Below are 26654 nucleotides of genomic sequence, written 5' to 3' on the forward strand. Positions count from 1 at the left end.
CGGGCGGCGCGAAGCGTCGCTCCTCCCTGAGGAGGTTGGCCAGGCTTTCGTTACTCACGACATCTCCCTTTCTCGGGGTGTCCGTTGTGTCCCAGGCCACAGCTCATCAGACCCGGGGGGCCGATGACAAGGGTCGACGGAAAATTGGTTTAGACCTATGGGGCGAGTTCCCGGTGCGGGTGTCTCCGAGGTCGTCCCTGGTCATCCGTACCCACGGACCGGGTCCCGCGCGAGTTCACCGCATGTAACGCGCTTCACACCCCCGACGTCCGGGCGAGGGGAGGACAGGCCCACCTGTTGAGGGTGCGGGGTGGACGGGGCGTGAGGAGGGAGGCCGGGAGGCGGGGTGAGGTGCGAGCTGCGAGGGGGCGTTCGGGCCGGAGCGCGACAAGACCGGTTGCGTTGGAGGGACGGCAGCCGTCCCCTCCCGGCGGGCGGACGGCGTGCGCCGCGGGTGGGCGGGACCACGCCTCCCCGCGGTGACACGGCAACCGGGCACGCGTCACGGGCGCGCGGTCCGGCAGTGCAGGGACCGCGCGCCCGTGTCCGGTGCAACCGGGCTGCGGAGGGCCGGGCCCTCGGGTCAGGCCGGCAGGTCCGCCTCCCTCACGTGGTCGAACACCCTGTCCTGGTCCGCACCGGTCAACAGGTAGGCCTGCGCCTCACCCACGTGGAAGTACATCCCGTGCAGCTCCAGCGCGCCCTCGCGCAGCGCCCGAGCCACCGAATCGTGGGCGCGCAGGTGCTCCAACTGCTCGACCACGTTGGTCAGGCACAGCTGCTCCACCGCGTCGGCGGGCCCCCGGCCGGCGAGACGGGCCCACGGCCGGTTGTCGTCGGCCATGCGCTCCAGGCTCGGCAGCCCGTGCCGCAGCCACCGCTTCAGCGGTGTCCGGGCGCCGCCCGGCTCGGAGTTCAGCAGTGCCTGCATGGCCCCGCACCCGGAGTGCCCGCAGACCGTGATGGACCGAACCTGCAGCACCTCGACGGCGTACTCGATCGCGGCCGCCACCGAGTCGTCGCCGCTCTCCGCGCCGGGCAGCGGCACCAGGTTGCCCACGTTGCGCACCACGAACAGGTCTCCCGGGCCGCTGGAGGTGATCATCGAGGTGACCAGGCGGGAGTCGGCGCAGGTGAGGAAGAGCTGGGTCGGCCGCTGTCCCTCCCGTGCCAGCCGGGCGAGCTCGCCGCGCACCAGGGGCGCGGTGTTGCGCTGGAACGCGCTGATGCCGCGCACCAGTTGGCGCCCGCCGGGCTCGGGGCCGGGGGAGGTGTCCCCGAGGGCGGCCTGCCGCCCGTCCGCGCCGGTGCCGGAGTGCTGCCCGGCCCGGGAGGCGGCAGGCGGGCGCTCGCACTGGTGGTTGCGCCAGGGCGTCCAGGGACGGCAGCGGCATCCTGACGAAGCGACCGGTTCGGCGAGGCCGGTGCCGTGCCCCGGCCGGGGCGGGTCCTCCTGGTGGGCGTCGGAGCCGGTGGCGACGGCGGCTTGGGCCTTCTGGGCTTCGGGGCCGTGGGCGGTGGCCGGGGGTTCGGACAGGTCCTCGGGTTCGCCGATCCGGACTCCGGCGCGGCGACCGGTCAGCTCGACCGAGCCGCCCTGCGCGATGTGCGTCTTCTGCCAGTCCTGCAGTGCCTCGTACGCCGCGTGGTCCATGAACGACCCGCTCAACTCCACGACGACGTCGGCGCCCTGGGGGACGAGATGCAGGGCCCGGCTCAGTCGCGGCACCGCGAGGAACGTCAACTGGCCTCTCACCTGGACATGGTGGACTCCTTCCTGCTCGTCGTGGGTGATCCGGGTGCGGGTGAGGCGGTGCAGGGCGGTGGCGACGGCCACGGCGATCCCCAGCGCCACACCCTGCAGAACACCGAGGACGACCACGCCGAGGGTGGTGACGGCGTACACCAGCACCTCGCGGTGGCGGGTCACCGTGCGGATGTGGTGCAGGGACACCATCTGGATGCCGACGGCCATCACCAGGGCGGCGAGCGAGGCGAGCGGGATGAGCTCCAGGGCCGGGACCATCAGCAGCGCGGCTACCACTACGAGAACGCCGTGCAGCATCGTGGAGTTCCGGCTCACGGCACCGGCGTTCACATTCGCGGTGCTGCGTACGGCCACGCCCGCCACCGGCAGTCCGCCGAGCGTGCCGGAGACGATGTTGGCGGCACCCTGGCCGAGCAGTTCACGGTCCAGGTCGGAGCGGTGGATGTGCACACCGGGGCCGGGGCGGGAGGCGACCAGCTTGTCCACGGCGATCGCGCCGAGCAGCGACTGCACGCTGCACACCAGCGTCGTGGTCAGCACGGCGGCGGCGAGGCCGAGCGCCGGGCCCTCCGGCAGGCCGGCCAGAGCGTGGTTGCGCCAGGAGGGCAGATCCACCTTGAGCAGGCTGAGACCGGCGAGGGCCGCGGTCGCGGTGGCACCGGCGACGGCGACGAGTGGCGCGGGCACCTTCCGCAGCACCTGCCCGGCCCGTCCCGGCAGGCGTGGCCAGAGCAGGAGCAGGGCCAGCGTCAGTGTGCTCACGGCTACCGAGGCCGGTGCCAGTTGAGCCAACTGGGCGGGTAGTGCGCGGAGGTTGGCGAGCACGGAGCTCTGCGGGCGGCCGCCGAGCACGATGTGCAGCTGCGCCACGGCGATGGTGACGCCGATGCCGGCGAGCATGCCGTGCACGATCGCGGGGCTCACGGCCAGGGCGGTGCGCGCCACCCGCAGGCAGCCCAGGCCGATCTGGGCGAGTCCGGCGAGCACCGTGATGGCACACGTCGTGCGCCAGCCGTAACGCTGGATCAGGTCGGCGGTGACGACGGTGAGCCCGGCGGCGGGGCCGCTGACCTGCAGTGCACTGCCGCCGATCCGGCCGGCGACCAGGCCGCCCACGGCGGCGGCGACGAGGCCTGCCTGGAGGGGAGCACCGGTGGCCAGAGCGATGCCGAGGGACAGGGGGAGGGCGATCAGGAAGACCGCGATCGAGGCGGACACGTCGGCGCCCGCGGGCCGGAAGCGGCGTCGAGGGGCCGGCGGTGGGCTGTGCGGTGGGTGGGTGCGGTGGGTGCGCGTCGAGTCGGAAGCGCGAGTGGGGGTGCAGGCTGACATTTTCCCGTCTCCTCCGGGGCAGCGCGGTCGCGGAACTGGTGGGCCCCCGGTCGATGGCGGGGGTCGGGTCGCGGCCGTGGGTCACGGCGTGCAGCGGCGGGATGGATCAACGCTCGGTAAATGAATCGTAATGCAGAGTAAAGGCGAAGTGTGGATCATTCGAGCAAATAGGTCAAAAAGCCACTCTCATGAGTGAAGTGAGCTGTTGATCGGCTTGTCGTACAAATTCCTTCTTCGGTCCATGCGACCTTGACGGCGCTGTCGGCACGTCCCGGCACACACCGACAAGACGCCCTGATCGGCGTTGGCCTCGACAGAAGGAAGAAGGTGGGCGGAACATGGCCGCCACCGCAAGGATCGCCGCAGGCACCGTGGTCGCCGCGACCATGGCCGCATCCCTGGCCGGTTGCGCGACGGGAACCGGCGGATCCGGCGACACCGGTTCAGGCGTCCCCGGCGCGCAGAAGGCGAAGCAGGCTCCGGCACCGAAGAGCGTGGTCCGGCTGATCGGAGACGGATCGACCGCGTTCACCGGGGTACAGCCGCACCTGCCGACACCGCAACGGATGAAGCCGGGTCAGAAGCCTCCCCAGTTCGTGGTGTTCTCCTGGGACGGCGCGGGGGAGGACAGCCAGAAGCTGTTCTCCCACTTCCGTGAGGTCGCCAAGGACAACCATGCGACGATGACGTACTTCCTCAGCGGCGTGTACATGCTCCCTGAGAGCAAGCGTGACCTCTACCGCCCCCCGCAGCATTCGCCCGGCCGCTCCGACATCGGCTTCAACGACCAGCAGGGCATCATCGACACCGTCAAGCAGCTGAGGCTGGCCTGGCTCGAGGGCAACGAGATCGGCACCCACTTCAACGGTCACTTCTGCGGCAAGAACGGCGGCGTCGGCGAGTGGTCCGTCGAGGAGTGGAAGGACGAGATCAACCAGGCCAAGCAGTTCGTCAGGACCTGGAAGACCAACACGGGCGTGAAGAATGCCGCGCCGCTGCCCTTCGACTACGACAAGGAGCTCATCGGCGCACGCACCCCGTGCCTGGAGGGCCAGAAGAACTTCATGAAGGCCGCCCGCGAGCTCGGCTTCCGGTACGACTCCAGCGGTGTCAACAACCAGGTCTGGCCCGGGAAGAAGGAAGGCCTGTGGGACCTGTCGATGCAGCTCGTGCCCTTCCCGGGGCACTCCTACGAGCAGTTGACGATGGACTACAACTTCATGGTCAACCAGTCCGGCACCGCCACCCAGGGCGACCCCGCCAAGCGGGAGTTCTGGGGCGACCAGATGCGGGACGGCCTGCTCGACGGCTTCCGGCGGGCCTACGACGGCAACCGGGCGCCGCTGATCATCGGCAATCACTTCGAGTCCTGGAACGGCGGCACCTACATGCGCGCGGTCGAGGAGGTCGTCCAGACCGTCTGCAACAAGCCCGACGTCCGCTGCGTCTCCTTCCGGCAGCTCGCCGACTGGCTGGATGCCCAGGACCCGCAGGTCCTGGCCAAGTTGCGGACCTTGCAGGTCGGCGAGGCTCCCAAGCGGGGCTGGGCGTCCTTCCTGCCGGCCGCCCCCGCTCCGAAGGGTGTGCCCGGGTCGCCGGCGGCCCGGCAGTAGCCCGCTGGGGCGTGCGGTGAGGGTCCCGCCCCCACCCGGTACACAGGCTCACCGTGCTGTCGGGACCCCCACGTACGCCCCGCACGAGGGCCGGGTGCCCCTTCGTCCTGCGATCGCACGTTCCGAACGCCGAGCGGCCCGCCCGTCGGGAGATCGGCGCCTCGTTCGCGACACGCTCCGGAGGGCCGGCGACAAGGGGCGCCCCACCTGGAGCGCCCCTGCGGGGTCGAGATCTTCACCGGCCGCCTCAGGCAGGGGCGGCGAGGCTCTCGCCGAGCACGAAGTCCGGGTCGACCTGCGCCGCCAGGTCGGCCCCGGTGCGCTCGTTGCCCCAGGAGTGGGCGTTCTTCAGATGGAAGTGGACCATCTGGCGTGTGTAGCGCTCCCAGTCACGCCGCTCGTAGCTCTCGTCGGCGGCCGTCTGCAGCCGGTGCAGGGCGCGGCGGTTGGCGTCCTCCAGGAGCACGAAGCGGGGCGGGCGGCCCTTCTCCATGGCGCGCACCCAGTCCGAGTGCCCGACGGTCACCAGCAGGTCGTCCCCTACCTCGGCGCGCAGGAAGTCGAGGTCGTCCCGGCCCTGCACCTTGTTGCCGACGACCTTCAGCGTCACGCCGAAGTCGCGCGCGTACTCCTTGTACTGGCGATAGACGGACACTCCCTTCCGGGTCGGCTCGGCGACGAGGAACGTGACGTCGAAACGGGTGAACATGCCGGAGGCGAAGGAGTCCGACCCGGCTGTCATGTCGACCACGACGTACTCGTCACGGCCGTCCATCAGGTGGTTCAGGCACAGCTCCACCGCTCCCGTCTTGGAGTGGTAGCAGGCGACCCCCAGGTCGGCGTCGGAAAAGGGGCCGGTGACCATCAGACGGACGGTGTCGCCGTCGAGTTCCACCGGCCGGGCGCAGGCGTCGTAGACCGGGTTGTTCTCCCCCACCCGCAGCAGCCGCGAGCCCTCGCCGGGCGGCGTCGTCTTGATCATCGTGTCTGCGGAGGCGATGCGCGGGTTGGAGCCGCGCAGGTAGTCCTTGATCAGTGGCAGCCGCTCGCCGAGCGCGGGCAGTTCGGCTGCCTCCGCCTCGTCCAGGCCGAGTGCGGCGCCCAGGTGCTGGTTGATGTCGGCGTCGACCGCGATCACGGGCGCGCCCGTGGCCGCGAGGTGGCGGATGAAGAGGGAGGACAGGGTGGTCTTGCCGCTGCCGCCCTTCCCGACGAAAGCAATTTTCATGTTCACGAAGCGTAGTCGCCTCATTGCTGTGAGTGGAGTGGGGGCGTGAGGAAGACCACTCCTTCGTGGGGTGCGGGTTCCGGGTGCGTACTGTCGTACCCATGAGTACGACAGGCGCGACCGCCGATCCGCTCGCGGCCCTGGGCTCCCTGCCCGGCGTGGCCGAATCCGTGGAGTCCGTGCGCAGGGCCGTGGACCGGGTCTACGGACACCGGATCATGCGGCGCCGCAGCAACGAGATCACTTCCGAGGCCGCGTTGCGCGGGGCGCGCGGTTCCGCGGCGCTCTCCGGTGCCGACTGGGCGCTGGAAGAGGTGCGGCGGCGCAGTGACTTCGGCGGCGAGGGCGAGGAGCGCGTGATGGGTGCGGCACTCCGGCTGACCGCCGAGGCCGGTCAGCTGCTGTCCATCTGGCGGCAGTCGCCCCTCAGGGTGCTCGCCCGGCTGCACCTGGTGGCCGCGGCGACCCAGGGGGACGAGGTCGGGCGCCCCCGCCGGGCGGGCGAGCCGGTCGACGAGCCGCTGGTCGAGTTGCCGCCGCCCGGCGCGCAGGAGGTCTCCGGGCGCCTGGACGGCCTGGCGGAGCTGATCGTCGCGGGCGGTTCCGCCCCGGCGCTGGTGACGGCGGCGGTCGTGCACGGTGAGCTGCTGGCTCTGCGCCCGTTCGCCTCGCACAACGGCCTGATCGCACGGACGGCCGAACGTATCGTCCTGGTCGGCAGCGGCCTCGACCCCAAGGCGATCTGTCCTGCCGAGGCCGGACACGCCGAACTGGGCCGGGCGGCCTACCTGGCGGCCCTGGAGGGCTATGTCTCCGGGACCCCGGAAGGGGTGGCGGCCTGGATCGCCCACTGCGGACGGGCGGTCGAGCTGGGCGCACGGGAGTCGACGGCGGTCTGTGAGGCCCTGCAGCGCGGAGCGGCGTGACGGCACTCCGGCTTCGCTGCCGCGCCCCGCTTCCTGAGCGGTGCCAGAGAGCCGGGAGCGAGCGGGCCTGCCCCACCCGGGGCCCACAGGGTTGCGGCGGTACGAGGACTCGTACCGCCGCTGGCACGTGCACCGGGTTACCAAGCGTCCTCGATATGTACCCATCAGGTCGGGGTCTTTGCCCGAAACCTGGTGCGGCTGGCCCGTAATCGACGGGTCGACGTCGCGTGGGTGCCCGATGTCCGTGCGCGGTCCGTGGGGCCGAATGCGCTGTGAAGGTGATCCTCGCGGATGTCCTTGGTCTCGCGGGCCGTTGACTCCTTTCTACTCCAGGCCTCCGGCAAGCGGAAGCCTGGGCTGCACTTCTTTACTTTCGCCACCAAACGGGACCTGATCCGGCGCAATCCCCCTGAAACCGTTCGGACCGACGGGAACTACAGGTCACAGCTGCGGAGCGCGGCGTCGGCTCGCGTACCAGACGAGGCCGGCCGTGGCCGCCGCCGCGCCTATCGCGACCGCCGCGATGAGGGCCGGGCGTGACGGCACCGACAGCCCCGGGATGCGCTTCTTGAGCCGGACCGGGCGATGGAAGTCGAGAATCGGCCATTCGCGGGTCAGCGCCTCCCGGCGCAGCGCGCGGTCCGGGTTGACGGCGTGCGGATGGCCGACGGACTCCAGCATCGGCAGGTCGGTCACCGAGTCGCTGTAGGCGTAGCAGCGGGCGAGGTCGTATCCCTCGGACGCGGCCAGCTCCTTGACGGCCTCCGCCTTGGTGGGGCCGTAGGCGTAGTACTCCACCTCCCCGGTGAAGCAGCCGTCGTCGCCCACCACCATGCGGGTGGCGACGACCCGGTCGGCGCCGAGGAGCTCGCCGATCGGCTCGACCACCTCCGCGCCCGACGTCGACACGATCACCACGTCCCGTCCGGCCGTGTGGTGCTCCTCGATGAGGGAGGCGGCCTCGTCGTAGATGATGGGGTCGATCAGGTCGTGAAGGGTCTCCGCGACGAGTTCCTTCACTTGTTGCACGTTCCAGCCGCGGCACAGCGCGGACAGGTACTCGCGCATGCGCTCCATCTGGTCGTGGTCGGCGCCGCCCACCAGGAAGACGAACTGCGCATAGGCGGTCCGCAGGACGGCTCGGCGGTTGATCAGTCCGCCCTGGTAGAACGACTTGCTGAACGTGAGCGTGCTCGACTTCGCAATGACCGTCTTGTCCAGGTCAAAGAAGGCCGCTGTGCGGGGCAAGGAGTGGTTTTCCACGACCCCGAGCATAGGTGCAGCCCATTCGGCGTAAGGTGGGCGCGTGGGTTTGCCTGAGAGGCCTCTCGGGTACACCATGGAAGTCACGGATCGTTCGCGACCGTGCTAACCCGGTCCGACTCCTCCCCCCCCGAGTCGGCCGTGGAGACGACCCCCGCTCTCCCCCCCGGCGGGGGTCGTCGCATGTCCGGGTGGGTTTTCCCTCGCGTGCCACGACCAGTCGCCCCGTGCTGCTCCCTGGTGTCGGGTGCTCGACTCCTGCCCTTCTTCGTCACCCTCCGTAGTGGTTGGGCTGCTCTCTGGAAGTCGTCCGTGCATCAGTGCGGGCGTCACCGGTATGGGTGATGGCGATATTCACACTCGTCGAGTTGTCCACAGTTTTCGACCAAGATCCACATGATTTCCGGGGGTGCTGCACCGTGATTCCCACGCGTCGTCCGGCCCGCGCCGAGTTCTCGGCCGGATCCCATTGCCGGATGCGTATGGCCGGATTCCGTCGGCCGTTCATATGGAGGCCGCTTGCCGGTTCTTCACACGTTTGGGAATCGCGGGGCCCCAGGGGCTGCGCGACACGCAGCGAAGGGGGAAGGAAACCGTGTCAGGAACCGTCACACACGACCCGCCGCCGGCCACCGGAGGACGGCAGGCCCGCCCGCTGATCGTCACCGAGGACCCGGAACTCCTCGACGACCTGCTCCGGCTGTGCGCGGCCGCCGGCGCCACACCCGAGGTCCACCACGCCCAGCCGGAACCCGGGGGGAGCTGGGAGACCGCGCCGCTCGTCCTGGTCGGCGACGACGCGGCCCGCCGCGTGCGCGGTGCCACCCGCCGCCGCGGCGTGGTGCTGGTCGGCCGCGACCAGGACGACTCCGGGGTGTGGAAACGCGCTGTCGAGATCGGCGCCGACCATGTCCTGATGCTCCCCGACGGGGAGCAGTGGCTCGTCGACCGCATCGCCGACGTCGCCGAGGGCGCCGGCCGGCCCGCTCTCACCGTCGGCGTCATCGGCGGCCGTGGCGGCGCCGGGGCCTCCACGCTCGCGTGCGCGCTCGCCGTCACCGCCGCCCGTGAGGGACTGCGCACCCTGCTCGTGGACGCCGATCCGCTCGGCGGTGGACTCGACGTCCTCCTGGGCGGCGAGACGGCCGAAGGGCTTCGCTGGCCCGCCTTCGCCGCGTCCCGCGGACGGGTCGGCGGCGGCGCCCTGGAGGAATCACTGCCCGAACTGCACTCCCTGCGGGTCCTCAGCTGGGACCGCGGGGACCGCGTCGCCGTGCCTCCTCAGGCCGTCCGCGCGGTGCTCGCCGCCGCCCGGCGCCGGGGAGGCACGGTCGTGGTCGACCTGCCGCGCCGCGTCGACGACGGCGTCGCCGAGGTCCTCGCCCAGCTCGACCTCGGGCTCCTCGTCGTTCCCGCCGAGCTGCGTGCCGTCGCCGCAGCCGACCGCGTCGCCCGCGCGGCCGCCATGGTCCTGCGTGACCTGCGGGTCGCCGTGCGCGGCCCCTACGCGACGGGGCTGGACGAACGCGAGGTGGCCCGGCTGCTGGGCCTGCCCCTGGCCGGGGAGGTTCCCGCGGAACCGGCGCTGCTGCGCCCGCGCGAGGGCACGGCGACGCCGGGTGCGGCACCACGCGGACCGCTCGCCCGGTTCTGCAGGGAGTTCTGGGAGCGGGCCCTGGTCGAGGCGGGCGGCTCATGACCAGCCCCGTACCCGAGACCCGCCCCGAACTGCTCGACGGCGTAAGGCGATGGCTGGCGGCGAGCGGCGCCGAACCCACCCCCGCGCGCGTGGCGCAGGCACTGCGCGAGCAGGGACGTGTGCTCGGCGACGCCGAGGTCCTCGGTGCCGCCGAACGGCTCCGTTCCGAGCTGGTCGGCAGCGGGCCGCTGGAGCCGCTGCTCACCGATCCGTCGGTCACCGACGTCCTGGTGACCGCCCCGGACCGGGTCTGGGTTGACCGCGGCGGCGGCCTGGAGCGGGCACCGGTCCGCTTCCCCGATGCCGCGGCCGTACGGCGGCTCGCCCAGCGCCTGGCCGCGGTCGCGGGACGTCGGCTGGACGACGCCCGGCCCTGGGCCGACGCCCGGCTGCCCGACGGCACCCGGCTGCATGCCGTGCTGCCCCCGGTCGCGGTCGGTTGCACCTGCCTGTCGCTGCGTGTGGTGCGGCCTCGTGCCTTCACCCTCCACGAACTCGTCGCGGCGGGCACGGTGCCGCCGGGAGGGGACCGCGTGTTGCGCGCTCTCGTCGAGGCGCGGCTGTCGTTCCTGATCAGCGGCGGCACCGGCAGCGGCAAGACGACGCTGCTGAGCGCGCTGCTGGGACTCGTCGGTCCCGGGGAGCGGATCGTGCTCGCCGAGGACTCCGCGGAGCTGCGTCCCGACCATCCGCATGTCGTCCGGTTGGAGACCAGGCCCGCCAATCAGGAGGGGGCGGGCCTGGTCACCCTGGAGGACCTGGTCCGTCAGGCACTGCGGATGCGACCGGACCGGCTGGTCGTCGGCGAGGTGCGTGGCCCTGAGGTCCTCCACCTGCTGGCGGCCCTGAACACGGGCCACGAAGGGGGTTGTGGGACGGTGCACGCCAACGCCGCCGCCGACGTGCCCGCGCGTCTGGAAGCACTCGGCACGGCCGCCGGGCTCGACCGGGCCGCCCTGCACAGCCAGGTGGCCGCTGCCCTGTCCGTGGTCCTGCACCTCGCACGCGACCGGGCCGGACGGCGACGGATCTCCGAGGTGCACGTCCTGGAACGGGACCCGTCGGGACTCGTCAGGACCGTGCCGGCGCTGCGGTGGGCCGAGGACGCCTTCGTGCCGCAGCGGGGCTGGGAGCGGCTGCGGGGGCTGCTGAGCGACGCCCCTCTCCCGGTGGCGGGCCCGCCGAGCGCGGAGTGGCGGCACGGGACGGACGGTCAGGGGTTCGGGGGTGAGCGGCATGGGTGAGATGTTCCGCACCCCTGCGGTGAGTGGTCCGGGCGACCTGGGCTGGGGCCCGCAGGTGATTGCCACGGGTGAGGCGCCGTGGCACGCCGGTTCGGCTCAGACGACGTGGGGTGCGGCTGTGGCCTGCCTCGGGGTGGCGGCCTGGATGCTGGGCGGCGGAGGCTTCGGAGCGCGGCGGGCGCGGCTGCTGCTGGCGGGCGGTGGAGTGGTGGTGCCGGGGCCGCCCGGCTGGCGGGAACTGGCCGGCGGACTGCGGCGGATCTGCGGACACTGGCGGCCCGAGTGGTGGTCGGCCGTCGGCGGGCTGGTGCTGGCGCTGCTTGGCGGCTCGCTGCTGCCGGTCCTCGCGGGTGCCGCCGGAGTACCGCTGCTGCGGCGGGCGCGGAGGGCCACCGAGGCGCGACAGGGCCGGGAACGACGCGCCGACGCCGTCATCGCGCTGTGCGCCGCCCTGGCGGGCGAGGTGCGGGCAGGGCGGCAGCCGGGGGAGGCCTTGCTGCACGCGGCACGCGGCTCCCACGGGCTCGGGGAGGCACGGGCCGCGGTGCTGGCGGCGGCCCGGTTCGGCGGTGACGTCCCCGCTGCGCTCGCACAGGCGGCACGGCAGCCCGGTGCCGGCGGACTGCTGGGTCTCGCGGCCTGCTGGCGGGTGGCCGTCGACCAGGGCGCCGGCCTGGCGTCCGGGCTCGACCGGCTCGAGGCCGCGTTGCGTGCCGAGCGGGACCAGCGCGCCGACCTCCGTGCCCAGCTGGCCGGGCCGCGAGCCACTGCCCTGCTGCTCGCCGGGCTACCGGTCGTCGGCATCCTCCTGGGCACCGCACTGGGCGCCGACCCGCTGCACGTCCTGCTCCACACCCCAGCGGGGCTCGGCTGCCTGCTGACCGGAGGACTGCTGGAGGGAGCCGGCCTGTGGTGGGCGATGCGGATCGTGCGGCGAGCCGAGGACGTGACGTGAGGCGGAGGAGGTGGCAGACATGACCGAGGATGTCGTCCACAGGCTGGGGGCGGTCATGGGGATCGCGGTGGTCCTCGGATGGCTCGCCCTGCGTGTGCAGGCGGCACGGCGCAGACGACGGACGCGGAGGCGGCTGGCCGCACTGCTCGGCCTGCGGATCGCCGACGCCGGCCGCCCCCGTCTCCCGGCACGTGGTGCCGCGCGCCGGTGGCTGCCCGCGGTGGGTGCCGTGGGCGTCGGCTGGGTGCTCCTCGGCGGGCCCACGGGCATCGCGGTCGGCCTGGCCGGTGCCGCCGGACTGAGCTGGTGGCGACGGCGCCGGGTGGCAGCCGACGGCGCTGCGGGGAAGGCAGACGCGGTGCTGATCGCCCGTCGGCTTCCGCTCGCCGCCGACCTGCTGGCCGCCTGCATCGCCGCGGGTGCCGCCCCGGCGGTCGCCGCGCAGGCCGTGGGCGACGCCCTCGGCGGCCCGGTGGGCGATGCGCTCGCCCGCGGCGCGGCCGAGGCACGGCTGGGCGGTGAACCGGCCGAGGCGTGGCGGCGCCTGGCCGCCCTGCCCGGTGCCGGGGCGCTGGCCCGGCTGCTGGAACGGGCCGACACGACGGGCCTCCCCGCGGCCGGGCCGGTCGCCCGGCTCGCCGCGGACGCCCGCGCCGGATGGACGCGCACAGCGACGGGACGCGCTCGGCGAGCGTCCGTCGCGGTCACCGCGCCGGTGGGGCTGTGCTTCCTGCCCGCGTTTCTCGCGGTCGGGATCCTGCCCGTGGTGATCGGACTCGCGGGCGAGGTGCTGGGAGGGGGTGGCTGATGGCGTGGGACGCGTGAACGGCACGGTGTCCCGATCGCGGGCACTGCCCCGGACGGGCGGTGGGCGCCGGACGGGCGACGGGTACCGGAGGGGCAGCCGGCCGTGGAACGGCGAACTGTCTCGGGCTGGGGGCCGACGCCGGACCGAGGAACGGTCCCCGGCCGGTGGATGCTCTCCGACCGGCGAACGCTCCACGGCCGTGGCCGACTCTGTGCGGGCTGCGGGCTGCGGGCTGCGGGCTGCGGGCTGCGGACCGGCCGCCGGTCTCCAGCCGGCCGTCGCCTTCGGCGGGTCCGCCGGACCGGGACCGCCCACGGGGCGAGGAGCGCCCGCCGGACCGGAAGCGCCCGCCGGCCTCGGGCGCGAGCCGGACCCGGCCATGTGCCGGACCAGTTGGGCGCATAGGAATCACAGGGATCGAAGACGGAATCGGACGGACGAGGAAACGGCAATGGACCTCACGGGGGTTGAGATGGGCGAGGCGGTACGGGCGCGGTTGCGTGCCCTGGTGTGCAGGCTGCGCGGGGCGCGGGAGGACGCGGGGATGGTCACCTCCGAGTACGCGATGGGGCTGCTGGCGGCGGTGGCTTTCGCCGCCGTGCTGTACAAGGTGGTGACGAGCGGGCCGGTCGGCGAGGCGCTGCAGGCCGTGGTGGATCGGGCGCTCGGTGCGCAGGTCTGAGTGCGGCCGGTCCCGCGGGCGAGCCCGGGACCCGGTGCGTACCCCGGATCCCGGGCGCGGCCGGGACGCGGGGTTCGTGACGGCCGAGTCCGCGATGGTGCTGCCCGTGCTGGTGCTGTTCGCCATGGGGCTCGTATGGGGGCTTCTCGTGGTCGCGGCGCAGATCCGGTGCGTGGACGCCGCGCGCACGGGGGCCCGGGCGGCGGCCCGTCAGGACCCGCCCGAGGCGGTGCTCCGGGTGGCGCGTGACACGGCACCGCGAGGTGCGCGGATCACCGTCACCCGGGAGGGGGACCAGGTCCGGGTGGTGGTCGTGGCCAGACCGCCTCTGTTGCACGGTCTCTCCCCCGAACTGCGCGAGGAGGCGGTCGCGTTGGCGGAGGAATCCGTGGGGTACGGGTCATGAGGGGCCCTGCCCGGACGGTGGCCCCGCGCAGGTCCGACAGGGGGGCCGCCACCGTCTGGAGCGTGGGCGCGATCGCCGTGCTGTGCCTGGTGTTCGGGGTTCTGCTCGCGCTGGGGCAGGCCGTCGTGACCCGGCACCGGGCGGCCGGCGGCGCCGATCTGGCCGCGCTCGCCGCCGCGGAGCACGGGGCGGAGGGCGGTGCGGCGGCCTGCGCCCGGGCGGAGCGCGTGGCGCGGGCCCAAGGGGCGCGGCTGGTGCGGTGCGCGATCGTGGGGGAGATCTCGGACGTGACGGCTGCGTCGGGACGGGGGCCGTTCGCCGTCGAGGTCAGGGCCCGGGCGGGCCCGGCGGATCCGTCGCCGGTTCGGCCGTCGCCGGATCCGGCTCCCCCGGCGCCGGCGCGTCCCGCAGCAGAACCGTGAGCAGCCGCACGGCGCCTCTCTTGTGCAGCGGGTCGTTGCCGTTGCCGCACTTGGGGGACTGGATGCACGACGGGCAGCCGGCGTCGCACTCGCAGGAGGCGATGGCCTCACGGGTGGCGGTCAGCCAGGCACGGGCGGTGTGGAAGGCGCGCTCGGCGAAGCCCGCGCCGCCGGGATGGCCGTCGTACACGAAGACGGTCGGCAGGAGCGTGTCGGGGTGCAGGGGGACGGAGACTCCGCCGATGTCCCGGCGGTCGCAGGTCGCGAACAGCGGCAGCATGCCGATGGAGGCGTGCTCGGCGGCGTGCAGGGCCCCGCCGAGGATCTCCGGGGGGATCCGGGCCTCGTCCAGTTGGTCCTCGGTGACCGTCCACCACACCGCGCGTGTACGGAGCGTGCGGGGAGGCAGGTCGAGCTTCGTCTCCCCCAGGACCTCGCCGGTGATCAGGCGCCGGCGGAGGAAGGAGACCACCTGGTTGGTGACCTCCACCGAGCCGTAGCACAGGCGGCCCTGGCCCCAGGGAACCCCGGTGTCCGTCTCCAGCACGGCAATGGACGTGGTGTCGCGGGCGACCGTGGAGTACGGCGGGGAAGCCTCCTCGACCAGGGCGACCGAGTCGTCCAGGTCCAGCGACCGCACCAGGTAGGTGCGGCCCTGGTGGAGGTGGACGGCGCCCTCGTGGACCGCGGTGTGGGCGGCGCCGTCGTCCACCGTGCCGAGCAGCCGTCCCGTGCCGGCCTCGACGATCTGCACCGGCCGGCCGCCCTCACCGCGGATGTCGGTCAGGTCGGCGGCCCGCTCCCGGCGTGTCCAGTGCCAGGCCCTCGTCCGGCGGCGCAGCAGCTTCGCAGACTCCAGCTGGGGCAGCAGTTCGGCACAGGCCGGACCGAACAGCGCCAGGTCGTCGTCGGTGAGCGGAACCTCCGCGGCGGCGGCGCACAGGTGCGGGGCGAGGACGTACGGGTTGTCGGGATCGAGGACGGTGGATTCCACCGGTTGGTCGAACAGGGCCTCGGGATGATGGACGAGGAAGGTGTCCAGGGGGTCGTCGCGGGCGATCAGGACGGCCAGCGCGCCCCGGCCGGAGCGCCCCGCGCGGCCCGCCTGCTGCCACAGGGAGGCCCGGGTGCCCGGGTAGCCGGCGATCAGGACGGCGTCCAGGCCGGACACGTCCACGCCGAGCTCCAGGGCGGTCGTCGCGGCGAGGCCCAGCAGTTCCCCGGAGTGCAGGGCGCGCTCCAGGGCGCGCCGCTCCTCGGGGAGGTAGCCGCCGCGGTAGGCCGCGACACGCCGGGCCAGCGAACGGTCGACCTCGGCGAGGCGCTCCTGCGCGATCACGGAGATCAACTCGGCGCCGCGCCGGGAGCGGACGAACGCGACGGTGCGCACGCCCTGTACCGCGAGATCGGTGAGCAGCTCGGCCGTCTCGGCGGTGGCGGTGCGGCGGACCGGTGCGCCCTTCTCCCCGTGGAGCTCGGTGAGCGGCGGCTCCCACAGGGCGAACACCAGCTCACCGCGGGGTGAGGCGTCGTCGGCCACCTCGACGACCGGGAGGCCGGTGAGACGGCGGGCGGCCACGGCGGGCTCGGCGGCGGTCGCGGAGGCCAGCAGGAAGACGGGGGAGGAGCCGTAGCGCGCGCACAGGCGGCGCAGGCGGCGCAGCACCTGGGCGACGTGGGAGCCGAAGACGCCGCGGTAGGTGTGGCACTCGTCCACGACGACGTACTTCAGCGCCTTCAGGAAGGAGGACCAGCGGGGGTGGGAGGGCAGGATCCCGCGGTGCAGCATGTCCGGGTTGGTCAGCACGTAGTTGCCGTACTGCCGGATCCACTCGCGTTCCTCGAACGGGGTGTCGCCGTCGTGCACGGCCGGTCGAACCGATGTGCCCAGTGGGCGTGAGAGCTCCTTCACCGACCGGCACTGGTCCGCCGCGAGGGCCTTGGTGGGGGCCAGGTACAGCGCGGTGGCGCCGCGGCCGTTGGGCGCCTCGGAGCCGTCCAGGAGGGTGGAGAGGACCGGGACGAGGTAGGCCAGGGACTTGCCGGAGGCGGTACCGGTTGCGACGACCACCGACTCGCCGTCCAGGGCGTGCTCGGCCGCTTGTGCCTGGTGGGCCCAGGGGTGGTCGATGCCCGCCGACTGAACTGCGGCGACGACTTCGGAGCGGATCCGGTCGGGCCAGACGGCATGCCGACCCGCCCTCGGGGGCAAGTGCTCCGTATGAGTGATGCGCGAAGCCCGGCTCGGCGCGGAGGCGAGCCGGTCCAGGACCGTGCCCGGCGAGGGGCCGGATGCGGGCTCGGTCCGGGGTCGATCGGGTCGCTGATTCTTGGCCATCGGCACCGAGTGTGTCACCGACGTGACGGACAATGGAGTCAAGGCGTCGTGCACGCCCGCCGGTAAGTGATTGAATGCCATCGCGGCTGGCGAACCGTCATCGGGGCAGCAAGCCGATAGTCCCGAGGGACGACCGCTCGATAGCAAGGTGCTGGAGGATCCGTGGACCTGTCCCTGTCGACCCGTACCGTCGGCGATCGTACGGTCGTCGAGGTCGGTGGCGAAATCGACGTATATACCGCGCCCAAACTGCGCGAGCAGCTGGTCGAGCTGGTGAACGACGGGAATTTCCACCTCGTCGTCGACATGGAGGGCGTGGACTTCCTCGACTCCACCGGGCTCGGCGTGCTGGTCGGCGGTCTGAAGCGTGTACGAGCCCATGAGGGCTCCCTGCGCCTGGTCTGCAACCAGGAGCGCATTCTGAAGATCTTCCGCATCACCGGTCTGACCAAGGTGTTCCCGATTCACACCTCGGTCGACGAGGCGGTGGCGGCCACCGACTGACGACCGGTCCCGGGCCCCGGCCCGGGACGGCTGGACGACCCCGACGGGGACCGGGCTGTACGCGGCCCGGCCCCCCGACAGCACGCCCGAGTTCCGAGGGGGATGCATGGCCACCGTTGAACTCCGATTCAGCGCGCTGCCCGAGCACGTCAGGACCGCCCGTTTGGTGGCGGCAGCGGTGGCGCGCAGGGCCGGGGTGGAGGAGGCCGTCCTCGACGAGGTCCGCCTCGCTGTCGGTGAGGCGTGTACCCGTGCCGTCGGGCTGCATCAGCTCAGCGGCGTCACGGAGCCGGTGAAGGTGGTGCTGATCGAGGAGGAGAAGCAGTTCTCCATCGAGGTCGGCGACCGGGCGCCGCACCAGGTGCCCGGAGAGCCTTCGGACGCCGGCGACGGCTCCGACGCCGAACCCGAGGAGGACGAGATGGGCCTGGCCGTCATCAGCGGGCTCGTCGACGACGTCGAGGTCTCCACCGGTGAGCACGGCGGGCTGATCCGCATGACCTGGCCCACCACGCCACCACCGGCGGCGGCGCTCGCCTGACCGCCGCCACCGTCTGTGGTACCCGAAGGGCCCCCTCGTGGGGCCCTTCGGCATGTGCGGATGTCAGTGTCCGCACCTAGAGTGGTGATCGGTGCACCACCTGTGAAGAACGTCGCCCGTCAACCGGATGCCGTCACCGAGCCGTCATGGCCGCGATGCATTTCGTGAATTCCTTCACGATCAATCGCGGCGTCGGATCATCTCCCTGTCCCTCCACAACGCTTCCAGGGCATTACTGTACGTCGCGGCGAATTCTGTTTACCGCGCCCTGTTTTGATCAGGGCCGGGTACCTACAATCCCGTCCACATCTTGAGCTCAGCCCAAGCGTCAAGGAGGACGAATGGCGGGGCTTTCCACCTCAGAACAGTTGGGTCATCCCACAGCCCTCGCAGCCGCTGTGCTGACCGACGACAACCGGGTGCTGGTGTCGGTGATCGCGGTCGTCGCGCTGGCCGCGCTCGTGGTCGCGGGCGTGCTGGTACGGCAGGTGCTGGCGGCGGGCGAGGGCACCGACACCATGAAGAGGATCGCGGCAGCCGTCCAGGAGGGCGCCAACGCCTACCTGGCCCGGCAGCTGCGCACGCTCGGCGTATTCGCCGTCGTCGTGTTCTTCCTGCTCATGCTGCTGCCCGCGGACGACTGGAATCAGCGCGCTGGCCGATCGGTGTTCTTCCTGATCGGCGCGGCATTCTCGGCGGCCACCGGCTATATCGGTATGCGGCTCGCCGTGCGCAGTAATGTGCGGGTCGCCGCGGCGGCGCGGGAGGCGACTCCGGCAGAGGGTGAGCCGGAAAAGGATCTCACCGCGGTCTCGCACAAAGCCATGAAGATCGCTTTCCGTACGGGCGGTGTCGTCGGCATGTTCACGGTGGGGCTCGGCCTGCTGGGCGCCTCCTGCGTGGTGCTGGTGTACGCGGCCGACGCGCCGAAGGTCCTGGAAGGGTTCGGTCTCGGCGCGGCCCTCATCGCGATGTTCATGAGGGTGGGCGGAGGCATCTTCACCAAGGCCGCCGACGTCGGAGCCGACCTGGTCGGCAAGGTCGAGCAGGGCATCCCGGAGGACGACCCGCGCAATGCCGCGACCATCGCCGACAACGTGGGGGACAACGTCGGCGACTGCGCCGGCATGGCCGCCGACCTCTTCGAGTCGTACGCGGTGACCCTGGTCGCCGCGCTGATCCTCGGCAAGGCGGCGTTCGGCGACGCGGGGCTGGCCTTTCCGCTGCTGGTGCCCGCGATCGGTGTGATCACCGCGATGATCGGCATCTTCGCGGTCGCCCCGCGGCGTGCCGACCGCAGCGGCATGACGGCGATCAACCGCGGCTTCTTCGTCTCCGCGGTCATCTCGCTCGCCCTGGTCGCGGTGGCCGTCTTCACCTATCTGCCCTCCTCGTACGCCGACCTCGACGGCGTCACCGACGCGGCGATCAGCGCCAAGGGCGGTGACCCGCGGGTCCTCGCCATCGTGGCGGTGGCCATCGGCATCCTGCTGGCCGCCGTCATCCAGCAACTCACCGGCTACTTCACGGAGACCAACCGGCGCCCGGTGCGGGACATTGGCAAGACGTCCCTCACCGGGCCCGCGACGGTCGTGCTGGCCGGTATCTCCGTGGGGCTCGAATCGGCCGTCTACACCGCGCTGCTGATCGGCCTGAGCGTGTACGGGGCGTTCCTGCTCGGCGGCACGTCGATCATGCTGGCGCTGTTCGCGGTGGCTCTGGCCGGCACCGGCCTGCTCACCACGGTCGGTGTGATCGTCGCCATGGACACCTTCGGCCCGGTCTCCGACAACGCTCAGGGCATCGCCGAGATGTCCGGGGACGTCGAGGGCGCGGGCGCGCAGGTGCTCACCAACCTGGACGCCGTCGGGAACACCACCAAGGCCATCACCAAGGGCATCGCCATCGCCACCGCCGTCCTGGCGGCGTCGGCGCTCTTCGGGTCGTACCGGGACGCCATCACCACCGGTGCGCGGGACGTCGGCGAGAAGCTCTCCGGAGAGGGCGCGCCGATGACCCTGATGATGGACATCTCGCAGCCCAACAACCTGGTCGGCCTGATCGCGGGCGCCGCGGTCGTCTTCCTCTTCTCCGGACTCGCCATCAACGCCGTGTCGCGGTCGGCCGGTTCCGTGGTGTTCGAGGTGCGGCGGCAGTTCCGTGAGAAGCCCGGGATCATGGACTACAGCGAGACCCCGGAGTACGGCAAGGTCGTCGACATCTGCACCAAGGACGCCCTGCGCGAACTGGCCACCCCCGGTCTGCTCGCCGTCATGGCGCCGATCTTCATCGGGTTCACGCTCGGTGTCGGCGCACTCGGTTCCTATCTGGCGGGCGCCATCGGCACGGGCACGCTGATGGCGGTGTTCCTCGCCAACTCCGGAGGAGCCTGGGACAACGCCAAGAAACTGGTCGAGGACGGGCACCACGGGGGCAAGGGCAGCGAGGCGCATGCGGCCACGGTGATCGGCGACACGGTCGGCGACCCCTTCAAGGACACCGCCGGTCCGGCCATCAACCCGCTGCTGAAGGTCATGAACCTGGTGTCGCTGCTGATCGCCCCGGCGGTGATCAAGTTCTCCTACGGTGTGGACAAGAGCGTCGGCATCCGGATCGTGATCGCGGTCCTCGCCTTCGTGGTGATCGCCGGCGCGGTGTACGTCTCCAAGCGGCGCGGTATCGCGGTCGGCGACGAGAACGACACCGGCCGGTCGTCCAAGCCGGCCGATCCCGCGGTGGTTTCGTAGCGGCCGCGGGCCGGGACCGGCCAAGGGGCGGGCGGGCGGCGCGCGTTGCGTGCCGCCCGCCGTGCGACGTGTGGGTCGCGTCTCTCCGTGAGCATTCTCTCACTTGGTGTAAATAGTGCATATATGGATATTCTTCCCTTCGTTTCTCGGGGGCCGCAGGGTCGGCGTGTATGTTCCGGGGCCGAGAGCCATGGGAAGGGACCGATCCGGTGAACAAGAAGCTCGCGGTCGCACTGTCCGGCGGTGCGGTACTCGCAGTGGCCCTGACGGGATGCAGCAGCGAGAAGGAGAACAAGGAACTCGACGCCTGGGCCGCGAAGGTCTGCGAGAGCGTGCCCGCGCAGCAGGCGAAGATCGAGGCGGCGTTCGACGCGCTCGGCAAGGCCGCCAAGGACGGCCCGCCGCAGGAGCTCCAGAAGACCGACTCCCAGGCCTTCCAGGACCTCTCCGACGGCTTCAAGGCCCGGGCTGCCACCATCGGCAGCGCGGGGGCGCCGCCCGGCGTCGACGACGGCGAGCGCAAGCAGCAGGACGCCGTCAGGAAACTCACGGTCCTGTCCGCGTCCTACGCCGACCTGAAGAAGCAGGTCGACGCCCTCGACACCAAGGACCAGGGCAAGTTCGCCGCCGGGCTGGACGACGTCTCGGAGCGGATGAAGGAGGTGTCCGTGCAGTACAAGGGCGCGGTCACCGCCCTGCAGACGCTGGAGGAGGGCGACGTCAAGCAGGCCGTGGCCAAGCAGCCGGGCTGCAAGAAGGCCACCGCGCCCACGCCGGCGTCCAGCACCTGAGCCGTCCGCCGCGGGCCACAATGGGTGCGTGAGTAACGCCACCTCGTCCCCCCTGCCCTCCACCGACCGCGCCGATGTGGCCGCGCAGCTGAGGGACGCCCTGCTCGGGGCGTCCTTCACCGCCGACGGCCTGCTCGACCTGCTCGGCGCCCCCGCGTACGCGGCACTGGCCCGCAGCGAGACCGTGCCCGCGCTGCGGGCGACCCGCGGGGACACCCCGCTGGAGACCGTCGTACGGCTCTTCCTGTTGCAGCAGCCCGTGCCGCACGAGCGCGCGGCGGGCGTGCTGCCCGTCGACGCCTGCCTGGAGGCCGGCTGGCTGGTGCGCACCGGCGCGGAGTCCCACGGCGACGTCGCCGCGACCGTGGACGTACGGCCGTACGGCGGACCCGGCGGCGAGGACTGGTTCATCGTGTCCGACCTGGGGTGCGCGGTGGGCGGGGCCGGCGGCATCGGACGCCGCGCCGAGGGTGTCGTCCTGGGCGTCGGCGGCGCGTCGACCACGCTGGCCGGCATCACCGTCCGCACGCCCGTCGCCTCCGCTCTCGATGTCGGCACCGGCTCCGGGATCCAGGCGCTGCACGCCTCCCGGCACGCCACGCGCGTGACCGCCACCGACCTCAACCCGCGTGCCCTGCACATCACCGCGCTCACGCTGGCCCTGTCCGGTGCCCCGGCCGCCGATCTGCGGGAGGGCTCCCTGTTCGAGCCGATCCGGGAGGACGAGACCTTCGACCTGATCGTGTCCAACCCGCCGTTCGTGATCTCGCCCCGTGCCCGGTTGACCTACCGGGACGGCGGGATGGGCGGGGACGATCTGTGCCGCTCGCTCGTTCAGGAATCGGGGGCGCGGCTGAACGAGGGCGGGTTCGCGCAGTTCCTCGCCAACTGGCAGCACGTGGAGGGGGAGGACTGGCAGGACAGGCTCAGGTCGTGGGTGCCGCGGGGATGCGACGCGTGGATCGTCCAGCGCGAGGTGCAGGACGTCACGCAGTACGCCGAGCTGTGGCTCAGGGACGTCGGTGACCACCGCGGGGACCCGGCGGAGTACCAGGCGCGCTACGACGCCTGGCTGGAGGAGTTCGAGGCCCGCAAGGTCAAGGCGGTCGGCTTCGGCTGGATCACCCTGCGCAGGACCGGGGCCGCCGAGCCGTCGGTGACGGTCGAGGAATGGCCGCATCCGGTCGAGCAGCCGCTCGGCGACACCATCCGCGCGCACTTCGAGCGGCTGGATCATCTGCGCTCGCACGACGACGCGGCCCTGCTCGCCGGCCACTTCAGGCTCGCCGCCGAGGTCGTCCAGGAGCAGGTCGGGCTGCCCGGCGCCGAGGACCCGGAGCACGTCGTGCTGCGCCAGCACCGTGGCATGCGGCGGGCCACCAAGGTCGACACCGTGGGCGCGGGCTTCGCCGGCGTCTGTGACGGCACCCTCAGCGCCGGACGCATCCTGGACGCCATCGCCCAGCTGATGGGCGAGGACCCGGTCCTCCTGCGCGACCGCACGCCTGCGCAGATCCGGCTCCTGGTGGAGCAGGGCTTCCTGGAGCCGTCGTAGGAGACCCGGTGCGACGCCTCTGCGGGGCGTGTGCTCCGCCACACGGTCCGGCGGCCGGGCGCGCCGCGGGGTGCGCCCGGGCCGTGGATGGGCGGCGACGGGCGGACACGCGCGGTGATCCGATGAAAACAAGCCGTGTTCACGGCCGTGTTCCCCGCGGTGTCCCGCCTGTCCGGGATCGTCGGGCCGGGGCCCTCGGGAGCCGGCCGGGACCGTGTCGGCCCGGCGTTCACCTCGGGTTCGCCGGGGTGACGCCCGTGCGTGTCAGTCTCCTCGGGCTGGGCGCGTAACGGACGGGACAAGAGGGGCGCGGGTTGCCATGGAGAGCGGACCGGCGATCTTCGCCGGAGTGGTGTTCGGCCTGTTCGGAGTGGGTCTGCTCACCTGGACGGCGGTCCGGGTGCGGCATCGCGCGCCGGTGGCCCTCGGCGTGAGCCCGGTCGCATCGGCCGCGGTCGCCGGCCTCGTGTCGGCGGCGGCGCTGGCGCTCGGCGCCTGGTGCCTCACGCAGCTGTGAGCATCGTCGCGGACGCGGTGGGCGGACCACCCCGGGCGGTATGTGAGAGGTCACGCTCCGGAACGCCCGAAAAGTCTGCTGAGCATTCCGGGCGGCAGGAATAGTGGTAGTCGGGTTACCGTTCGAGTGGCCGTTGCGGGCTTTCCCCGTTTGACACGGGGGCGGGATGTACCGTCACACTCCGCAGCGTCAGCATCGTCCGACCCCGGGACCAGGGCCTGGGGAGGCCCCAGCGTCGACCGGAGAGAAGAGCGAAGTTGTCCCCGACCAGCGAGACCGCGAACGGCGGGCGCCGACTCGTCATCGTCGAGTCGCCTGCCAAGGCGAAGACGATCAAGAGCTACCTCGGCCCCGGCTACACCGTCGAGGCGAGCGTCGGGCACATCCGCGACCTTCCCAACGGCGCCGCCGAGGTGCCCGAGAAGTACACCGGTGAGGTCCGCCGCCTCGGCGTGGACGTCGAGCACGACTTCCAGCCGGTCTACGTCGTGAACGCCGACAAGAGGGCGCAGGTCAAGAAGCTCAAGGACCTGCTGAAGGAGTCCGACGAGCTCTACCTCGCCACCGATGAGGACCGCGAGGGCGAGGCCATCGCCTGGCACCTGCAGGAAGTCCTCAAGCCCAAGGTGCCGGTCAAGCGGATGGTCTTCCACGAGATCACCAAGGCCGCGATCCAGGCCGCCGTGGCCAACCCGCGCCAGCTCAACCAGAAGCTCGTCGACGCCCAGGAGACCCGCCGCATCCTCGATCGCCTCTACGGCTACGAGGTGTCGCCGGTGCTGTGGAAGAAGGTCATGCCGAAGCTGTCGGCGGGCCGCGTCCAGTCCGTCGCCACCCGGCTCGTCGTCGAGCGGGAACGTGAGCGCATCGCGTTCCGCTCCGCCGAGTACTGGGACCTGACCGGCACCTTCTCCACCGGTCGTGCCGGGGACGCGTCCGACCCGTCGTCGCTGGTCGCCCGCCTGCAGACCGTCGACGGCCGGCGGATCGCGCAGGGCCGCGACTTCGACTCCCTGGGACAGCCCAAGAGCGCCGCCACCCTCCACCTCGACGAGGCGAACGCCCGCGCCCTGGCCGCCGCCCTGGAGAACACGCAGTTCTCCGTGCGGTCCGTCGAGTCCAAGCCGTACCGCCGCTCTCCGTACGCCCCGTTCCGCACGACGACGCTGCAGCAGGAGGCGAGCCGCAAGCTCGGCTTCGGTGCGAAGGCGACGATGCAGATCGCGCAGAAGCTGTACGAGAACGGCTACATCACGTACATGCGTACGGACTCCACGACCCTCAGCGAAACGGCGGTCGCCGCCGCCCGCGCCCAGGTCACGCAGTTGTACGGCGCCCAGTACCTGCCCGACGCCCCGCGTACCTACGCCGGCAAGGTGAAGAACGCGCAGGAGGCGCACGAGGCGATCCGCCCCTCGGGCGACCGCTTCCGCACGCCCGCCGAGACGGGTCTGACCGGCGACCAGTTCAAGCTCTACGAGCTGATCTGGAAGCGGACCGTCGCCTCCCAGATGAAGGACGCGACCGGCAACAGCGTCACCGTGAAGATCGGCGGTACGTCCGCCGACGGACGGAACGTCGAGTTCAGCGCCTCCGGCAAGACGATCACCTTCCACGGCTTCCTGAAGGCCTACGTCGAGGGCGCCGACGACCCGAACGCCGAGCTGGACGACCGCGAGCGCCGGCTGCCGCAGGTCGCCGAGGGCGACGGGCTGACCGCCCAGGAGATCACCGCCGACGGCCACGCCACCAAGCCCCCGGCCCGCTACACCGAGGCCTCGCTGGTCAAGGAGCTGGAGGAGCGTGAGATCGGCCGTCCGTCGACGTACGCGTCGATCATCGGCACGATCCTGGACCGCGGCTACGTCTTCAAGAAGGGCACGGCCCTGGTGCCGTCCTTCCTGTCCTTCGCCGTGGTCAACCTTCTGGAGAAGCACTTCGGGCGGCTCGTCGACTACGACTTCACCGCCAAGATGGAGGACGACCTCGACCGCATCGCCCGCGGTGAGGCCCAGGCCGTGCCGTGGCTGAGGCGTTTCTACTTCGGCGAGGGCACCACCAACGGCACCGCGGCCGATGCCGGCAACGGTGACGGGGACCACCTCGGGGGCCTCAAGGAACTGGTGACCGACCTGGGCGCGATCGACGCCCGCGAGGTGTCGACGTTCCCCCTGGGCAACGACATCGTGCTGCGTGTGGGCCGCTACGGCCCTTACATCGAGCGGGGCGAGAAGGACACCGAGAAGCACCAGCGAGCCGACGTCCCCGCGGACCTGGCGCCGGACGAGCTGACCCCCGAGCTGGCCGAGGAGCTCCTGGCCAGGGGCAGCGGGGAGCGGGTGCTGGGCACCGACCCGCAGCCGCCGCACCACGCGATCGTCGCCAAGGCCGGCCGCTTCGGGCCGTACGTCACGGAGGTGCTGCCCGAGGGCACGCCGAAGACCGGCAAGAACGCGGTGAAGCCTCGGACCGCGTCCCTGCTCAAGTCGATGTCCGTGGACACGGTCACCCTTGAGGACGCGCTGCGCCTGATGTCGCTCCCGCGGGTCGTCGGCACCGACGCCGACGGACAGGAGATCACCGCGCAGAACGGCCGCTACGGTCCGTACCTGAAGAAGGGCACGGACTCGCGGTCGCTGCAGTCCGAGGAGCAGATCTTCACGATCACGCTGGAGGAGGCGCTGGCGATCTACGCGCAGCCCAAGCAGCGCGGCCGTGCGGCGGCCAAGCCGCCGCTGAAGGAGCTGGGCGAGGACCCGGTCAGCGGCAAGCCGGTCGTGGTCAAGGACGGCCGCTTCGGGCCGTACGTCACCGACGGGGAGACCAACGCGACCCTCCGCTCCGGTGACAGCGTCGAGGCCGTCACCCCGGAGCGCGGGTTCGAGCTGCTCGCGGAGAAGCGCGCGAAGGGCCCGGCCAAGAAGACGGCGAAGAAGGCGGCGGCCAAGAAGACGACGACCGCGAAGAAGACCGCGGCGAAGAAGACGACGTCGGCGGCGAAGAAGACCACCGCCAAGAAGACCACGGCGAAGAAGACGACCGCCAAGAAGGCGACGGCCTCGCGGGCGGCGTCCGAGGACTGAACCCGGGTGTGCCGGGGGCCGGACGCAGCCGGCCTCCGCGCCCGGTCCGGCCCACGCGTCCAGGCCACCCGGCCGCCGACGTCTGCCGCCCGCCGGCTCGCGGCCCGCAGGCTCGCGGCCCGGCCCCTCCCGTGCTCCCGCGCCCCGTGCGCCGTTTCGCGGGACCGGGCCGGTCACGGGCGTCGCGTCCCGGGACAGGGCGGTGGTCCGGTTCCGTGTTCGCGAACAGAAC

Annotated in this window: 20 protein-coding genes; 16 read left to right on the forward strand and 4 right to left on the reverse strand. The window is 72.1% G+C overall.

Going from position 1 to position 26654, the window contains the following annotated elements; all coding sequences use genetic code 11:
• Positions 1-583 precede the first annotated feature (583 nt).
• Positions 584-3100, reverse strand: a complete 2517-nt coding sequence (locus I3F54_RS18090; protein WP_240119850.1) for a bifunctional SulP family inorganic anion transporter/carbonic anhydrase — start codon at positions 3098-3100, stop codon at positions 584-586.
• Between the two features lie 338 nt (positions 3101-3438).
• Between I3F54_RS18090 and I3F54_RS18095 the strand changes: the two genes are divergently transcribed.
• Positions 3439-4713 (forward strand): hypothetical protein, encoded by a 1275-nt coding sequence (locus tag I3F54_RS18095; RefSeq protein WP_240119851.1) that lies wholly within the window; start codon positions 3439-3441, stop codon positions 4711-4713.
• Between the two features lie 247 nt (positions 4714-4960).
• Here the strand turns inward: I3F54_RS18095 and I3F54_RS18100 are convergent, their stop codons facing one another.
• Entirely contained in the window at positions 4961-5941 is a 981-nt protein-coding gene (locus tag I3F54_RS18100) for an ATP-binding protein (protein ID WP_240119852.1), read from the reverse strand.
• A 101-nt stretch (positions 5942-6042) separates the two neighbouring features.
• On the opposite strand from I3F54_RS18100, the gene I3F54_RS18105 reads away from it, so the two are divergent.
• Positions 6043-6867, forward strand: coding sequence for a Fic family protein (locus I3F54_RS18105; RefSeq protein ID WP_240119853.1), 825 nt, complete (start codon positions 6043-6045; stop codon positions 6865-6867).
• A 441-nt stretch (positions 6868-7308) separates the two neighbouring features.
• Here the strand turns inward: I3F54_RS18105 and I3F54_RS18110 are convergent, their stop codons facing one another.
• Positions 7309-8142, reverse strand: coding sequence for an HAD family phosphatase (locus I3F54_RS18110; protein WP_240119854.1), 834 nt, complete (start codon positions 8140-8142; stop codon positions 7309-7311).
• 583 nt (positions 8143-8725) lie between these two features.
• Here I3F54_RS18110 and ssd point away from each other — a divergent pair.
• The 7 genes from ssd to I3F54_RS18145 all read left to right on the forward strand — a co-directional run bounded on the left by ssd (position 8726) and on the right by I3F54_RS18145 (position 14346).
• Positions 8726-9829 (forward strand): septum site-determining protein Ssd, encoded by a 1104-nt coding sequence (gene ssd, locus I3F54_RS18115; protein WP_240119855.1) that lies wholly within the window; start codon positions 8726-8728, stop codon positions 9827-9829.
• A complete protein-coding gene (locus tag I3F54_RS18120; RefSeq protein WP_240119856.1) occupies positions 9826-11073 on the forward strand; it encodes a TadA family conjugal transfer-associated ATPase in 1248 nt (415 codons plus the stop codon). The genes ssd and I3F54_RS18120 overlap by 4 nt, the downstream gene beginning before the upstream one ends.
• Before the next feature lie 145 nt (positions 11074-11218).
• A complete protein-coding gene (locus I3F54_RS18125) occupies positions 11219-12028 on the forward strand; it encodes a type II secretion system F family protein (protein ID WP_240119940.1) in 810 nt (269 codons plus the stop codon).
• Between the two features lie 19 nt (positions 12029-12047).
• Entirely contained in the window at positions 12048-12836 is a 789-nt protein-coding gene (locus tag I3F54_RS18130; protein ID WP_240119857.1) for a type II secretion system F family protein, read from the forward strand.
• A gap of 472 nt (positions 12837-13308) precedes the next feature.
• A complete protein-coding gene (locus tag I3F54_RS18135; protein ID WP_240119941.1) occupies positions 13309-13518 on the forward strand; it encodes a DUF4244 domain-containing protein in 210 nt (69 codons plus the stop codon).
• A gap of 34 nt (positions 13519-13552) precedes the next feature.
• Positions 13553-13924, forward strand: coding sequence for a TadE family type IV pilus minor pilin (locus I3F54_RS18140; RefSeq protein WP_308373624.1), 372 nt, complete (start codon positions 13553-13555; stop codon positions 13922-13924).
• Entirely contained in the window at positions 13921-14346 is a 426-nt protein-coding gene (locus I3F54_RS18145) for an Rv3654c family TadE-like protein (RefSeq protein WP_240119858.1), read from the forward strand. The genes I3F54_RS18140 and I3F54_RS18145 overlap by 4 nt, the downstream gene beginning before the upstream one ends.
• Here the strand turns inward: I3F54_RS18145 and I3F54_RS18150 are convergent.
• The gene (locus I3F54_RS18150) at positions 14252-16765 is read right to left on the reverse strand and encodes a DEAD/DEAH box helicase (protein ID WP_240119859.1); all 2514 of its coding nucleotides are present in this window, start codon (positions 16763-16765) and stop codon (positions 14252-14254) included. The two genes, I3F54_RS18145 and I3F54_RS18150, sit on opposite strands and share 95 nt — an antisense overlap.
• A gap of 81 nt (positions 16766-16846) precedes the next feature.
• On the opposite strand from I3F54_RS18150, the gene bldG reads away from it, so the two are divergent.
• The 7 genes from bldG to topA all read left to right on the forward strand — a co-directional run bounded on the left by bldG (position 16847) and on the right by topA (position 26422).
• Positions 16847-17188, forward strand: a complete 342-nt coding sequence (gene bldG / locus I3F54_RS18155) for an anti-sigma factor antagonist BldG (RefSeq protein ID WP_009189842.1) — start codon at positions 16847-16849, stop codon at positions 17186-17188.
• 106 nt (positions 17189-17294) lie between these two features.
• The gene (locus I3F54_RS18160; RefSeq protein ID WP_240119860.1) at positions 17295-17729 is read left to right on the forward strand and encodes an ATP-binding protein; all 435 of its coding nucleotides are present in this window, start codon (positions 17295-17297) and stop codon (positions 17727-17729) included.
• 341 nt (positions 17730-18070) lie between these two features.
• A complete protein-coding gene (locus tag I3F54_RS18165) occupies positions 18071-20476 on the forward strand; it encodes a sodium-translocating pyrophosphatase (RefSeq protein ID WP_240119861.1) in 2406 nt (801 codons plus the stop codon).
• A gap of 209 nt (positions 20477-20685) precedes the next feature.
• On the forward strand, positions 20686-21267 hold the full coding sequence (locus tag I3F54_RS18170; protein ID WP_240119862.1) for a small secreted protein: 582 nt from the start codon (positions 20686-20688) through the stop codon (positions 21265-21267).
• 28 nt (positions 21268-21295) lie between these two features.
• Positions 21296-22822 carry a methyltransferase gene (locus tag I3F54_RS18175; RefSeq protein ID WP_240119863.1) on the forward strand — a complete coding sequence of 509 codons (1527 nt, stop codon included), beginning with the start codon at positions 21296-21298 and terminating at the stop codon, positions 22820-22822.
• A 319-nt stretch (positions 22823-23141) separates the two neighbouring features.
• Positions 23142-23339 carry a hypothetical protein gene (locus I3F54_RS18180; protein WP_240119864.1) on the forward strand — a complete coding sequence of 66 codons (198 nt, stop codon included), beginning with the start codon at positions 23142-23144 and terminating at the stop codon, positions 23337-23339.
• Between the two features lie 257 nt (positions 23340-23596).
• A complete protein-coding gene (topA, locus tag I3F54_RS18185) occupies positions 23597-26422 on the forward strand; it encodes a type I DNA topoisomerase (RefSeq protein WP_240119865.1) in 2826 nt (941 codons plus the stop codon).
• Positions 26423-26654: the final 232 nt, after the last annotated feature.

It is taken from the genome of Streptomyces sp. MUM 2J (genome assembly GCF_022414535.1).
Lineage (GTDB): Bacteria > Actinomycetota > Actinomycetes > Streptomycetales > Streptomycetaceae > Streptomyces.

Excerpts from the sequence above, each read along its gene's own strand:
- I3F54_RS18090 (WP_240119850.1), bottom strand. The coding sequence starts at position 3,100 with ATGTCAGCCTGCACCCCCACTCGCGCTTCCGACTCGACGCGCACCCAC.
- I3F54_RS18095 (WP_240119851.1), top strand. The coding sequence starts at position 3,439 with ATGGCCGCCACCGCAAGGATCGCCGCAGGCACCGTGGTCGCCGCGACC.
- I3F54_RS18100 (WP_240119852.1), bottom strand. The coding sequence starts at position 5,941 with ATGAAAATTGCTTTCGTCGGGAAGGGCGGCAGCGGCAAGACCACCCTG.
- I3F54_RS18105 (WP_240119853.1), top strand. The coding sequence starts at position 6,043 with ATGAGTACGACAGGCGCGACCGCCGATCCGCTCGCGGCCCTGGGCTCC.
- I3F54_RS18110 (WP_240119854.1), bottom strand. The coding sequence starts at position 8,142 with ATGCTCGGGGTCGTGGAAAACCACTCCTTGCCCCGCACAGCGGCCTTC.
- I3F54_RS18120 (WP_240119856.1), top strand. The coding sequence starts at position 9,826 with ATGACCAGCCCCGTACCCGAGACCCGCCCCGAACTGCTCGACGGCGTA.
- I3F54_RS18125 (WP_240119940.1), top strand. The coding sequence starts at position 11,219 with ATGCTGGGCGGCGGAGGCTTCGGAGCGCGGCGGGCGCGGCTGCTGCTG.
- I3F54_RS18130 (WP_240119857.1), top strand. The coding sequence starts at position 12,048 with ATGACCGAGGATGTCGTCCACAGGCTGGGGGCGGTCATGGGGATCGCG.
- I3F54_RS18135 (WP_240119941.1), top strand. The coding sequence starts at position 13,309 with ATGGGCGAGGCGGTACGGGCGCGGTTGCGTGCCCTGGTGTGCAGGCTG.
- I3F54_RS18145 (WP_240119858.1), top strand. The coding sequence starts at position 13,921 with ATGAGGGGCCCTGCCCGGACGGTGGCCCCGCGCAGGTCCGACAGGGGG.
- I3F54_RS18150 (WP_240119859.1), bottom strand. The coding sequence starts at position 16,765 with ATGGCATTCAATCACTTACCGGCGGGCGTGCACGACGCCTTGACTCCA.
- I3F54_RS18160 (WP_240119860.1), top strand. The coding sequence starts at position 17,295 with ATGGCCACCGTTGAACTCCGATTCAGCGCGCTGCCCGAGCACGTCAGG.
- I3F54_RS18165 (WP_240119861.1), top strand. The coding sequence starts at position 18,071 with ATGGCGGGGCTTTCCACCTCAGAACAGTTGGGTCATCCCACAGCCCTC.
- I3F54_RS18180 (WP_240119864.1), top strand. The coding sequence starts at position 23,142 with ATGGAGAGCGGACCGGCGATCTTCGCCGGAGTGGTGTTCGGCCTGTTC.